Origin of the sequence: Pseudomonas brassicacearum (assembly GCF_009601685.2) — a bacterium.
GTDB lineage: Bacteria > Pseudomonadota > Gammaproteobacteria > Pseudomonadales > Pseudomonadaceae > Aquipseudomonas > Aquipseudomonas kilonensis_B.
This window is the reverse complement of the sequence record NZ_CP045701.2, coordinates 4,451,808-4,465,294: the sequence shown is the minus strand read 5'-3', so window position 1 is coordinate 4,465,294 and position 13,487 is coordinate 4,451,808. Positions and strand designations below refer to the sequence as shown.

At 62.7% G+C, this 13,487-nt stretch carries 10 protein-coding genes; all 10 read left to right on the top strand.

The features are described from left to right. Positions 1-181 precede the first annotated feature (181 nt). Positions 182-2,755: a FimV/HubP family polar landmark protein gene (locus GFU70_RS19000; RefSeq protein ID WP_153388632.1), complete on the top strand. Its 2,574-nt coding sequence runs from the start codon at positions 182-184 to the stop codon at positions 2,753-2,755. A 1,756-nt stretch (positions 2,756-4,511) separates the two neighbouring features. After that, on the top strand, positions 4,512-5,336 hold the full coding sequence (truA, locus tag GFU70_RS18995; RefSeq protein ID WP_058546593.1) for a tRNA pseudouridine(38-40) synthase TruA: 825 nt from the start codon (positions 4,512-4,514) through the stop codon (positions 5,334-5,336). A gap of 63 nt (positions 5,337-5,399) precedes the next feature. Continuing rightward, positions 5,400-6,032: a phosphoribosylanthranilate isomerase gene (locus GFU70_RS18990; RefSeq protein ID WP_058546589.1), complete on the top strand. Its 633-nt coding sequence runs from the start codon at positions 5,400-5,402 to the stop codon at positions 6,030-6,032. A 252-nt stretch (positions 6,033-6,284) separates the two neighbouring features. Next, positions 6,285-7,205: an acetyl-CoA carboxylase, carboxyltransferase subunit beta gene (accD, locus tag GFU70_RS18985; protein WP_058546590.1), complete on the top strand. Its 921-nt coding sequence runs from the start codon at positions 6,285-6,287 to the stop codon at positions 7,203-7,205. Further along, a complete protein-coding gene (gene folC / locus GFU70_RS18980; protein WP_058546591.1) occupies positions 7,202-8,509 on the top strand; it encodes a bifunctional tetrahydrofolate synthase/dihydrofolate synthase in 1,308 nt (435 codons plus the stop codon). Before accD ends, folC begins: the two co-directional genes overlap by 4 nt. Continuing rightward, a complete protein-coding gene (locus GFU70_RS18975) occupies positions 8,493-9,167 on the top strand; it encodes an SPOR domain-containing protein (RefSeq protein ID WP_058546592.1) in 675 nt (224 codons plus the stop codon). The genes folC and GFU70_RS18975 overlap by 17 nt, the downstream gene beginning before the upstream one ends. Positions 9,168-9,256: 89 nt before the next feature. Further along, positions 9,257-9,817 carry a CvpA family protein gene (locus GFU70_RS18970; protein WP_039593931.1) on the top strand — a complete coding sequence of 187 codons (561 nt, stop codon included), beginning with the start codon at positions 9,257-9,259 and terminating at the stop codon, positions 9,815-9,817. 41 nt (positions 9,818-9,858) lie between these two features. After that, positions 9,859-11,364 (top strand): amidophosphoribosyltransferase, encoded by a 1,506-nt coding sequence (gene purF / locus GFU70_RS18965; RefSeq protein ID WP_003203840.1) that lies wholly within the window; start codon positions 9,859-9,861, stop codon positions 11,362-11,364. Between the two features lie 58 nt (positions 11,365-11,422). Continuing rightward, positions 11,423-12,634, top strand: coding sequence for an O-succinylhomoserine sulfhydrylase (locus GFU70_RS18960; RefSeq protein WP_058545771.1), 1,212 nt, complete (start codon positions 11,423-11,425; stop codon positions 12,632-12,634). Then, positions 12,631-13,404, top strand: coding sequence for an SDR family oxidoreductase (locus GFU70_RS18955; RefSeq protein WP_058545772.1), 774 nt, complete (start codon positions 12,631-12,633; stop codon positions 13,402-13,404). The genes GFU70_RS18960 and GFU70_RS18955 overlap by 4 nt, the downstream gene beginning before the upstream one ends. Positions 13,405-13,487 lie beyond the last annotated feature (83 nt).

Sequence of the window (13,487 nt, the reverse complement as noted above, 5' to 3'; positions counted from 1 at the left end):
TTCTAGCTGGGCGCTATGCTTGGTCGGAGTGCTGAAGGCGAACATCCCTCTGGGGGACATTCCCGGGGCATGAGTGAAATGATCGCGCGCACCGTCGCTTCGGGGCTGCGCGCAATGCCTTACGGCAGCGGCATCAATACCTTCTCGCTGGCCGAGGAATGTTCAAACAAAGGAAGAGGCTATGGTTCAAGTTCGCAAACTGGTGTTAGCAATAGCGGCCGCCTCGGCGCTGTCCTCCGGTATGGCGCAAGCGCTCGGGCTCGGGGAATTGACCCTGAAGTCGCCGCCGAACCAGCCCTTGGTCGCCGAGATCGAGCTGCTCGATGTCCAGCAACTGACCGCCGCCGAAGTCGTGCCGAGCCTGGCCTCGCCCGAAGAGTTTGCCAAGGCAGGGGTCGACCGCCAGCCCTTTCTCAATGACCTGAGCTTCACTCCGGTGATCAACGCCAATGGCAAGAGCGTCCTGCGGGTAACGTCCAGTCGGCCGCTGTCTGAACCCATGGTCAAGTTCCTTGTGCAGGTGATGTGGCCCAATGGCCGCCTGCTGCGCGACTACAGCGTATTGCTCGATCCCTCCAAATTCTCGCCACAGGCCGCTGACGCCACCCGGGCGAAACCGCCCCAGGTCGTGTCCACGCCGGTCACCGGCGCCACCAAGCCTTCGCAATACACCACCACGCCGCGCGATACCCTGTGGGAAATCGCCGCCAAGGTGCGTAACGGCGGCTCGGTCCAGCAAACCATGCTGGCGATCCAGGCGTTGAACCCTAACGCGTTCATCAACGGCAACATCAACCTGCTCAAGACCGGCCAGGTGTTGCGCCTGCCGGACCCGGTGCAAAGCACGGCATTGCCGCAACCCCAGGCCATCGCCGAAGTGGCTGCGCAGAACGCCGCCTGGCGTGCGGGGCGGCGTGGCGTGGCGGGTGCTGGCAAACAGCAGTTGGATGCCACCAAGCGCGGCCGCGGTGAAGGTGCGCCGGCACAGGCTGCCGGTCGCGACAACCTGAGCCTGGTGTCGGCTGATTCGGCGAAGGCGGGCGGCAAGGGCAAGGGCGCTGCCGGCGATGCCCAAGCGCTCTCCAACAAGCTTGCAGTCACCCAGGAAAGCCTCGACTCGGCTCGCCGGGATAACGAAGAACTGAAAAGCCGTATGGCGGACCTGCAGAGTCAACTGGACAAACTGCAACGCCTGATCGAGCTGAAGAACAATCAACTGGCCAAGATGCAGGCCGAAGGTGTCGCCGTTCCTCCTGCTGGCGAGGCACCTCCTGCAATGTCCGCAGAACTGGCCCCTGCGCCTGCGCCTGCGCCAGAGGCAGCCCCGGAAGCGACGCCGCCTGCCGCTGCGGTCGAGCCGACGCCTGCCGCGTCCAACGAGCAAAAATACAACGACCTGCTGACCAACCCGATCCTGCTGGGATTGATTGGCGGTGGGGCGCTGCTCCTGCTGTTGCTTTTGTTGTTGCTCGCCCGTCGCCGCAAGGCCCAGCAGGAAGCGGAAAAGCACTTGCGCATGGCCCGAGCCCTCGAGGAGGAGGCTGACTTCTCCCCGGAGCTCGATCTGCCCCCGAGCAGCTTCGAGGGCATTGATGTTCCACCGCCTAGCGTAAAGCTCGAGCCAAAACCCGCGCCTGCTCCTGCGCCGGTACCCAAGCCGGCCCCGGTGGTTGCGCCTGTGGTGGTCACGCCGCCTATCGCGGCGCCCTTGGTGGCTCCGGCTGCCGATCGCTCCGACGACGTGCTGCCCCAGGCCCAGTCCCATATCGACCGCGGCCGCTTGAACCAGGCTGCCGACCTGCTTGAACAAGGCATCAAGGCCGAGCCTCAGCGCAGCGATCTACGCCTGAAGCTGATGGAAGTCTACGGTCAGCAGGGCGACCGCGACGCCTTTGTCGCCCAGGAACGCCAATTGGTGGCCAATGGCGAGAATTTCGCCCAGGTCGAACAACTGAAAAGCCGTTTCCCGGCCATGGTGGTCGCGACTACCGCGGGCCTGGCCGCGGCAGCGGTGGCTGCTGAACTGGACGCGCAGTACGTCAAGGACCTGCTGGAAGACAAGGCGCCGACAGACGAGGAACTCGACAGCGCCTTCGACCTGAGCCTGGATGACCTGGAAGCCGCCCCGGTTGCGCCGACGCCAGAGCCTGTCGCCGAGCTGGACGCGTTCCCGGAAGACGACGACCTGAGTTTCGAGTCGGTGCTCAAGCAGCAGACTGAAGCCAGCGAAAGCCTGGACGACCTGTCGGAGTTCGATTTGGACCTGGGTGCCGATGCCCCGACCCCGGTCCCTGCGCTCGACGATGAAGACTTCCTGCTGGACCTGGACGACGACCTCAAGGGCCTGGACTTGCCTGCGACTGAAACGCCGGCTTTGGCTGATACCCCGGCTGACGATCTCGAACTGCCGGCGGACTTCGATCTGTCCCTGTCTGATGAAATGGACGCGCACGATGCGCCCAAGGATGTCTTCGAGTCCGAGCTTGACGATGTAAACGCCGAGTTGGATCGTCTGTCCGACAGCCTTGGCCAGCCGACCTTCACCGCCGAAGATGCCTTGGCCGGTGCAGAAGACGAGCCGGACTTCGACTTCCTTAGCGGTACCGACGAAGTGGCGACCAAGCTCGACCTGGCCCAGGCCTACATCGACATGGGCGACAACGACGGCGCCCGCGACATCCTCGGCGAAGTCCTCAGCGAAGGCGACGCCACCCAGAAGAGCGAAGCGCAGGAGATGTTGTCGCGTTTGGCTTGAGTCAGTGTTTATACAAAAACGGCAGCCAGTGAGGCTGCAGTTTTTGTTTGCGGCGGGATTTGCGGGTGTTTGGGCTGGCCTCATCGCGAGCAGGCTCGCTCCCACACGGGTTTTGCTGTGGGAGCCAAGCTTGCTCGCGATGACCGAGGTCCATTCAACATCAATGCACGCTGACCCACCGCTATCGCGAGCAAGCTCGGCTCCCACAGGGGGGGCGGTGAGTGCGGAACTCATGAGCACTGGAGAATTGCTGTGGGATCAAAGCTTGCTCGCGATGACCGAGGCCCATTCAACATCAATGCACGCTGACCCACCGCTATCGCGAGCAAGCTCGGCTCCCACTGGGGGGTGAGCGCGGAACTCATGACCACTGGAGAATTGCTGTGGGAGCCAAGCTTGCTCGCGATGACCGAGGCCCATTCAACATCAATGCACGCTGACCCACCGCTATCGCGAGCAAGCTCGGCTCCCACAGGGGGGCGGTGAGCGCGGAACTCATGAACACTGGAGAATTGCTGTGGGAGCCAAGCTTGCTCGCGATGACCGAGGCCCATTCAACATCAATGCAAGCTGACCCATCGCTATCGCGAGCAAGTTCGGCTCCCACAGGGGGGCGGTGAGTGCGGAACTCATGAGCACTGGAGAATTGCTGTGGGATCAAAGCTTGCTCGCGATGACCGAGGTCCATTCAACATCAATGCACGCTGACCCACCGCTATCGCGAGCAAGCTCGGCTCCCACAGGGGGGGCGGTGAGCGCGGAACTCATGAACACTGGAGAATTGCGGTGGGAGCCAAGCTTGCTCGCGATGAACTAGGTCCATTCAACATCAATGCAAGCTGACCCACCGCTATCGCGAGCAAGCTCGGCTCCCACAGGGGGGGGGCGGTGAGCGCGGAACTCATGAGCACTGGAGAATTGCTGTGGGATCAAAGCTTGCTCGCGATGACCGAGGTCCATTCAACATCAATGCACGCTGACTCACCGCTATCGCGAGCAAGCTTGGCTCCCACAGGGGGGAGGCGGTGAGCGCGGAACTCATGAGCACTGGAGAATTGCGGTGGGAGCCAAGCTTGCTCGCGATGACCGAGGTCCATTCAACATCAATGCACGCTGACTCACCGCTATCGCGAGCAAGCTCGGCTCCCACAGGGGGGGCGGTGAGCGCGGAACTCATGAACACTGGAGAATTGCGGTGGGAGCCAAGCTTGCTCGCGATGACCGAGGTCCATTCAGCATCAATGCACGCTGACCCACCGCTATCGCGAGCAAGCTCGGCTCCCACAGGGGGGGCCGGTGAGCGCGGAACGCATGAACACTGGAGAATTGCGGTGGGAGCCAAGCTTGCTCGCGATGACCGAGGCCCATTCAACATCAATGCACGCTGACCCACCGCTATCGCGAGCAAGCTCGGCTCCCACAGGGGGGAGGCGGTGAGCGCGGAACGCATGAACACTGGAGAATTGCTGTGGGAGCCAAGCTTGCTCGCGATGACCGAGGTCCATTCAACATCAATGCAAGCTGACCCACCGCTATCGCGAGCAAGCTCGGCTCCCACAGGGGGGGCGGTGAGCGCGGAACTCGTGAGCGCTGGTGAACCCCTGTGGGAGTGAGTTTACTCGCGATAGCGTCAGTCCATTCAATACAGGATCACCCGTCGGACTGGCATCCCAAGCCATCAGCCTTATAATGCCCGCCTTTGCGTACCTCAGCAGGCTGTAATTCCTTGGCAAACATAGACAACCCGGCCGCCGAAATGGCGGCCGATGGCTTTTTCCGGATCGCCTTGGGCGTTGAATACAAAGGTTCGCGCTATCGTGGCTGGCAGCGCCAGGCTTCCGGTGTATTGACGGTGCAGGAAACCCTTGAAAACGCCCTGTCCAAAGTCGCCGACTCGCCCGTGGCGCTGCATTGCGCCGGGCGTACCGATGCCGGCGTGCATGCCTGCGGCCAGGTGGTGCATTTTGACACTCAGGTCGAGCGTTCGATGAAGGCCTGGGTGATGGGCGCCAACATCAACTTGCCCCACGATGTCAGCGTCAGTTGGGCCAAGGTGATGCCGGCGCATTTCCATGCGCGCTTCAAGGCCATCGCCCGGCGGTATCGCTACGTGATCTACAACGATCAGATCCGCCCGGCGCACCTGAACGAAGAAATCACCTGGAATCACCGTCCGCTGGACGTCGAGCGCATGGCCGAGGCCGCACAATACCTGGTCGGCGTCCATGATTTCAGCGCCTTCCGTGCCGGCCAGTGCCAGGCCAAGTCGCCGATCAAGGAGTTGCATCACCTGCGCGTGAGCCGTCATGGCAAGATGATCGTGCTCGACATCCGCGCCAGCGCGTTCCTGCATCACATGGTGCGCAACATTGCCGGCGTGCTGATGACCATTGGTGCGGGCGAACGGCCGGTGGAGTGGATCAAGGAAGTGCTCGACAGTCGTGTTCGTCGCTCCGGTGGCGTCACGGCGCACCCGTTTGGCTTGTACCTGGTACAGGTCGAATATCGCGATGAATTCGAGCTGCCGGAGCGTTATATCGGGCCACATTTCCTCACGGGCTTCTCGGAACTCGACGGCTGACGCCCTGCGCAGCATTTGCTACCATCCGGGACTTTCACGGATTTGCCTGAGGTTTTACCCACCATGCCGGTCGTTCGCAGCAAGATTTGCGGGATCACCCGCGTCGAGGACGCATTGGTAGCGGTCGAGGCCGGGGCTGATGCCATCGGGCTGGTGTTTTACGCCAAGAGCCCGCGCGCGGTGACGGTGCAGCAGGCGAGGGCGATCATCCAGGCTTTGCCGCCGTTCGTGACTCCGGTGGGCCTGTTCGTCAATGCCAGTCGTTGCGAGTTGGGCGAGATACTCGATGCGGTGCCGCTGGGTTTGTTGCAGTTTCACGGCGATGAAGCCCCGGCCGATTGCGAGGGCTGGCATCGTCCGTACATCAAGGCGTTGCGGGTCAAGGCCGGTGACGACATCGCCGCCGCTTGCCAGGCGTTTGCCAGTGCCAGCGGCATTTTGCTGGACACCTATGTGGAAGGCGTTCCCGGAGGGACCGGCGAAGCGTTCGATTGGTCGCTGGTGCCCCAAGGCTTGGACAAACCGATTATCCTGGCCGGTGGCCTGACGGTGGATAACGTGGCTCAGGCCATTCGCCAGGTTCGCCCTTACGCGGTGGACGTGAGCGGCGGAGTGGAGCAGGACAAGGGCATCAAGGACCCGGCAAAGATTCGTGCATTCATGGCCGCTGTGCGCAGCAGCCAGTCGTCAATGTGACGGCTGGCAGACTGCCGCCGTCCATACCAGCACTGTACAAAGCAGGCAGGCGCCGCCTCCGGGTGGGCCGATAGCGAAGTGGTAACCGCCGTGCGGTTGCCGGGATGGCTGAGGAAGGCTGGGTTGCACGCAGGTCATGTTTTGCACTGACCGTGGCGACCCCTCGACTCGCCGCACAATGAATTTAGCTCAAGGGCATACGCGGGGCCGCGAACCAAAGCGTTCGGGCCGCCGGTACTGGAGAAAGAAAGCATGAGCAACTGGTTGGTAGACAAACTGATCCCTTCGATCATGCGTTCCGAGGTGAAGAAAAGCTCGGTGCCTGAAGGTCTGTGGCACAAATGTCCATCCTGCGAAGCGGTGCTGTACCGTCCCGAGCTGGAAAAGACCCTGGACGTTTGCCCCAAGTGCAACCACCACATGCGCATCAGTGCGCGCGCCCGTATCGATATTTTCCTCGATGCCGAAGGCCGTGTTGAGCTGGGTGCCGACCTGGAGCCAGTGGATCGCCTGAAATTCCGCGATGGCAAGAAATACAAGGACCGCCTGACCGCTGCCCAGAAACAGACCGGCGAAAAAGACGCGCTGATATCCATGAGCGGCACCCTGCTGGGCATGCCGGTGGTGGTCTCGGCCTTCGAATTTTCCTTCATGGGCGGTTCCATGGGCGCCATCGTCGGTGAGCGCTTCGTTCGTGCCGCCAACTATGCTTTGGAAAACCGTTGCCCGATGATCTGCTTCGCCGCTTCCGGCGGTGCGCGGATGCAGGAAGCGCTGATCTCGCTGATGCAAATGGCCAAGACCTCCGCGGTGCTGGCGCGTCTGCGTGAAGAAGGCATTCCGTTCATCTCGGTGCTGACCGACCCGGTCTACGGTGGCGTTTCCGCCAGCCTGGCGATGCTCGGCGACGTGATCGTCGGTGAGCCGAAAGCCCTGATCGGCTTCGCCGGTCCGCGCGTGATCGAGCAGACCGTGCGCGAAAAACTGCCGGAAGGCTTCCAGCGCAGTGAGTTCCTGCTGGAGCACGGCGCCATCGACATGATCATCCATCGCCAGGAGCTGCGTCCGCGCCTGGGCAACCTGCTGGCTCAATTGATGGGCTTGCCGACGCCGAAGTTCGTCGCTGCACCGATCGAGCCGATCGTGGTTCCGCCGGTGCCTGCTGGCCTATGATCCAACGTACCCTGGGCGATTGGCTTGCCTACCTCGAGCAGTTGCATCCATCGGCCATCGACATGGGGCTGGAGCGCTCGCAAGCGGTAGCGTCCCGCATGGGGCTGGCCAAGCCGGCGCCCCGGGTCATCACCGTCACCGGCACCAACGGCAAGGGGTCGACCTGCGCCTTCGTGGCCTCGCTGTTGCAGGCCCAGGGGCTGAACGTTGGTGTCTACAGCTCGCCGCACCTGCTGCGCTACAACGAGCGGGTGCAAGTCAATGGCGTCGAAGCCACTGACGCGCAGCTGTGCGAAGCCTTTGCCGCGGTGGAAGCCGGGCGAGGCGATACAACCCTCACTTATTTCGAGATGGGCACCCTGGCGGCGTTCTGGTTGTTTGCCCGTGCTGGTCTCGATGCGGTCGTGCTGGAAGTCGGCCTGGGCGGACGCCTGGATACAGTCAACCTGGTGGACGCAGACATTGCCCTGGTCACCAGCATTGGCGTGGACCATGCCGACTACCTGGGCGATACCCGCGAATCCGTGGCCTTCGAGAAGGCCGGCATCTTTCGCCAGGGCGCGCCTGCGCTTTGCGGCGATCTCAATCCTCCTCAGCCGTTGCTCGACAAGGTTCGCGAATTGAACTGCCCGTTCTTTCTGCGTGGGCGGGATTTCGACCTGGCGATGACCGAGCAGCATTGGCAATGGCGCGGCAGTGACTTGCGGGGCAATCCGGTGGAATTGCACGATCTGCCCTTGCTGGACCTGCCGATGGAAAACGCCGCGCTGGCGCTCCAGGCCTACCTGTTGCTGGACTTGCCATGGGATGCCGGGCAAATCGTCCAGGCGCTGCAGGCGACCCGTGTGGTCGGGCGCCTCGATCGTCGCCAGTTCGATTGGCAAGGCAAGCGTCTGAACCTGTTGCTGGATGTCGGCCATAACCCCCACGCGGCGCAGTACCTGGCCGAGCGCCTGGCACGGCGCCCCGTGGTGGGGCGGCGTCTTGCCGTGTTCGGGCTGCTGTCCGACAAGGATCTGGATGGCGTTGTCGAGGCGTTGGGTGCTAGTGTCCAACATTGGGCGGTGACGCCACTGGATTCGCCACGTTCGCGTACAGCGGCTCAGCTGCAGGAAGCCTTGCAGCGCCGTGGTGCTTCAGTGCAAGCCTACGCGAGCGTGGCTGCCGCGCTGGAAGGGCAGTGCGCCCTGGCGACGGCCGATGATGAAATCCTGCTGTTCGGATCATTTTTTTGTGTTGCCGAGGCCCTTCAATGGTTGGCCCGGCGCTCCACGGAGGAAGCTGCAGATGGCATTGCTGGATAAAGCGTACAAGCAGCGCATGGTCGGGGCACTCGTGTTAGTAGCCCTGGCGGTGATTTTCCTGCCGATGCTGTTTTCCCGTCAGGACGAGCAGCGCCAGGTCACGGTCGATGCACCAGCGGCGCCCCAGGCGCCGTCCGTGCCGCCTGTGCAGGTCGAGCCAGTGATCGTGCCCGAACCACAGGCGCTGCCCCAGGAGCCTATTCCGAGCGACGAGGAGTTGGCCGAGCAATCGGCGCCGTCGATGCCGATTGCGCCTGCCCCCGCAACGCCTGCGCCCGCCGCGCCGAGCAAGCCGGCAACTGCTCCGGCTCCAGCTCCCGTTCCGGCGGCTCCAGCGGTCAAGCCGGCCCCAAGCCAGCCGATTACCGCCGCCACGACCAAGCCGGACACCACGCAAAGCCGCGTGGATGCCAATGGCCTGTCGGTCAGTTGGTCGGTGCAATTGGCCAGCCTGAGCAGTCGAGAAAGTGCCGAGAACCTGCAGAAAACCCTGCGCAGCCAGGGCTACAACGCTTACATCCGCTCCGCCGATGGCAAGAATCGGGTGTTTGTCGGCCCGCTGATCGAGCGTGCCGAAGCCGACCGCCTGCGTGACCTGCTCGGCCGCCAGCAGAACCTCAAGGGTTTTGTGGTGCGCTTCCAGCCAGAGCGCGGCTAACGGCGATTTAGCTGATTTGAATCGTGCAGCTTACCGACAGCCCTGCGCTCTGCTAAAATGCGCCGCCTTATCCGTCTGTAGGCTGCACCGTGCCATTTACCTGGGTTGACTGGGCGATCGTTGCGATCGTCGCCATCTCCGCATTGATCAGTCTGAGCCGCGGCTTCGTCAAGGAAGCCCTCTCACTGCTGACCTGGATCATCGCGGGAGTCGTAGCCTGGATGTTTGGTGGTTCGCTGTCCCAGTACCTCGCCGGATACATCGAAACGCCGTCGGCTCGCGTGATCGCGGGCTGTGCCATCTTGTTTATCGCCACCTTGCTGGTTGGCGCAATGATTAATTATCTGATCGGCGAACTGATTCGCGTCACCGGGCTTTCCGGGACGGACCGGTTCCTGGGCATGGCCTTTGGCGCGGCGCGTGGCGCATTGCTGGTGGTCGTGGCCGTCGGGCTCTTGAGCCTGGGGCCGGTACAGCAGGATACGTGGTGGCAGGAGTCCCGGCTCGTGCCACAATTTCTATTGGTCGCAGACTGGTCCAAAAACCTGATCCTGGGTTGGAGCAGTCAGTGGCTTGCCAGCGGTATCAGCGTACCCGCTGAAATACCGTTCAAGGAACAGCTCTTGCCGATGGCCAAAACGCCGCAGTAAGTGTTGTTCAGTTCAGATCCATTAAGTAGGGGTTGCGTCGCATGTGTGGCATCGTCGGTATCGTCGGTAAGTCGAACGTCAATCAGGCGCTGTATGACGCGCTAACCGTGCTCCAGCACCGCGGCCAGGACGCTGCCGGTATCGTGACCAGCCATGACGGCCGGTTATTCCTGCGCAAGGACAACGGCCTGGTGCGTGATGTGTTCCACCAGCGCCACATGCAGCGCCTGGTCGGTCACATGGGTATCGGCCACGTGCGCTACCCGACCGCGGGCAGCTCGACGTCGGCTGAAGCCCAGCCGTTCTACGTCAACTCGCCGTACGGCATCACCTTGGCCCACAACGGCAACCTGACCAACGTCGAGCAACTGGCCAAGGAGATCTACGAATCTGACTTGCGCCACGTCAACACCAATTCCGACTCGGAAGTGATGCTCAACGTCTTCGCCCATGAGCTGGCCCAGCGCGGCAAGCTGCAACCGACCGAAGAAGACGTGTTTGCCGCCGTGACCGACGTGCACAACCGTTGCGTGGGTGGCTACGCGGTGGTGGCGATGATCACCGGCTACGGCATTGTCGGTTTTCGCGATCCCCACGGTATCCGTCCGATCGTGTTCGGCCAGCGTCACACCGACGAAGGCGTCGAGTACATGATCGCCTCCGAAAGCGTGTCCCTGGACGTGCTGGGCTTCACCCTGATTCGCGACCTGGCCCCGGGCGAAGCGGTCTACATCACTGAAGACGGCAAGCTGCACACCCGTCAGTGCGCGACCAACCCGTCCTTGACCCCGTGCATCTTCGAACACGTCTACCTGGCGCGTCCGGACTCGATCATCGACGGCGTCTCGGTCTACAAGGCCCGCCTGCGCATGGGCGAAAAACTGGCCGACAAGATCCTGCGCGAACGTCCGGACCATGACATCGACGTGGTCATCCCGATCCCGGACACCAGCCGCACCGCGGCCCTGGAACTGGCGAACCACCTGGGCGTCAAGTTCCGCGAAGGCTTCGTGAAGAACCGCTACATCGGCCGGACCTTCATCATGCCGGGCCAGGCTGCCCGGAAAAAATCCGTACGCCAGAAGCTCAACGCCATCGAACTGGAATTCCGCGGCAAGAACGTGATGCTGGTGGACGACTCCATCGTGCGCGGCACCACGTGCAAGCAGATCATCCAGATGGCCCGTGAAGCCGGCGCCAAGAACGTGTATTTCTGCTCTGCGGCTCCGGCCGTACGCTACCCTAACGTCTACGGCATCGATATGCCGAGTGCCCATGAGCTGATCGCTCATAACCGTACCACCCAGGACGTGGCCGACCTGATCGGCGCCGACTGGTTGATCTACCAGGACCTGCCGGACTTGATCGAAGCGGTCGGTGGCGGCAAGATCAAGATCGAACACTTCGATTGCGCGGTATTCGACGGCAAGTACGTCACCGGCGACATCGACGAGGCCTACCTGAACAAGATCGAGAACGCACGTAACGATGCGTCCAAGGCCAAGACTCAGGCGGTCAGCGCGATCATCGATCTGTACAACAACTGATTAACCAACCGGCCCTGAGGGGCCGGTTTGCGTTTAAACCGATTTCAGGAGTGACAGCATGAGTCAGGATTGGGATGCCGGTCGGCTGGACAGCGACCTTGAAGGCGTAGCGTTCGATACCCTGGCGGTTCGCGCGGGTCAGCACCGCACACCGGAGGCCGAACATGGCGATCCGATGTTCTTCACCTCCAGCTACGTGTTCCGCACCGCTGCCGATGCCGCCGCACGGTTTGCCGGCGAAGTGCCGGGCAACGTTTACTCGCGCTACACCAACCCGACCGTGCGGGCTTTCGAGGAGCGCATCGCCGCCCTGGAAGGCGCCGAGCAAGCCGTGGCCACTGCCACCGGGATGGCCGCGATCATGGCCGTGGTGATGAGCCTGTGCAGCGGTGGCGACCACGTGCTGGTGTCGCGCAGCGTCTTCGGCTCGACCATCAGCCTGTTCGAAAAGTACTTCAAGCGCTTTGGCGTGGAAGTCGATTACGTGCCCCTGGCGGACCTGTCCGCTTGGGATGCGGCAATCAAGGCCAATACCAAGCTGTTGTTCGTCGAATCGCCGTCCAACCCCTTGGCCGAGCTGGTGGACATCGCCGCGCTGGCGGAAATCGCCCACGCCAAGGGCGCCATGCTGGTGGTCGATAACTGCTTCTGCACCCCGGCGCTGCAACAACCGCTGAAGTTGGGCGCGGACGTGGTGGTGCATTCGGCGACCAAGTTCATCGACGGCCAGGGCCGTTGCATGGGCGGCGTAGTGGCCGGTCGTAGCGAGCAGATGAAGGAAGTGGTGGGCTTTTTGCGCACCGCAGGTCCCACCCTCAGCCCGTTCAACGCCTGGATCTTCCTCAAGGGCCTGGAAACCCTCGGCCTGCGCATGAAGGCCCATTGCGCCAATGCCCAGGCCCTGGCCGAGTGGCTGGAGCAGCAGGACGGCATCGAGAAAGTGCATTACGCCGGCCTCAAGAGCCATCCGCAACATGACTTGGCCTCCCGTCAGCAGCGCGGTTTCGGTGCGGTGGTGAGCTTTGAGGTCAAGGGGGGCAAGGAGGGCGCCTGGCGCTTCATCGACGCGACCCGGTTGATTTCCATCACCGCCAACCTGGGGGACACCAAGACCACCATCACCCACCCGAGCACCACATCCCACGGTCGCCTGTCGCCCCAGGAACGTGAAGCGGCGGGTATTCGTGACAGCCTGATCCGCGTTGCGGTCGGCCTGGAAGACGTGGCTGATCTGCAAGCCGACCTGGCCCGCGGGTTGGCGGCCTTGTGATCGAGCTGGCTACGCCGTCGAGCGGCACCCATGGCCGGGTTGCACTGGTTACGGGCGCCGCACGGGGCATCGGCCTGGGCATCGCCGCCTGGCTGATCTGTGAAGGCTGGCAGGTGGTGCTGACCGACCTGGACCGCGAGCGCGGTTCCAAGGTGGCGAAGACCCTGGGTGACAACGCCTGGTTCATCGCCATGGACGTGGCGGACGAGGGGCAGGTCGCCACCGCTATCGCCGAGGTGCTCGGGCAGTTCGGGCGGCTCGACGCGCTGGTGTGCAACGCGGCCATCGCCGACCCGCACAACATCACCCTGGAAAGCCTGGACCTGGCCTATTGGAATCGGGTGCTGGCGGTGAACCTGGGTGGGCCGATGCTGCTGGCCAAGCACTGCGCGCCGTATCTGCGCGCCCACAACGGTGCCATCGTCAACCTGGCCTCGACCCGCGCCGCGCAATCGGAACCCGATACCGAAGCCTATGCGGCGAGCAAGGGCGGCTTGCTGGCCCTGACCCATGCCCTGGCCATCAGCCTTGGGCCGGAGATCCGGGTCAACGCCGTCAGCCCTGGCTGGATCGACGCGCGTGATCCCTCCCAGCGTCGCGCACAACCGCTGACCGATGCCGATCACGCCCAGCATCCAGCGGGCAGGGTGGGCACGGTAGAGGACGTGGCGGCGATGGTGGCGTGGCTGTTGTCGCGCAATGCCGGTTTTGTCACGGGGCAGGAGTTCGTCGTGGACGGCGGCATGACCAAGAAAATGATTTATACGTGAGTGCGGTTGCGGGTGCCGTTTGAAACTGTTTTGAAAAAACTTCAACCCTGCTATTGACTTAGCTTCGGTACCTGCGTAAATTT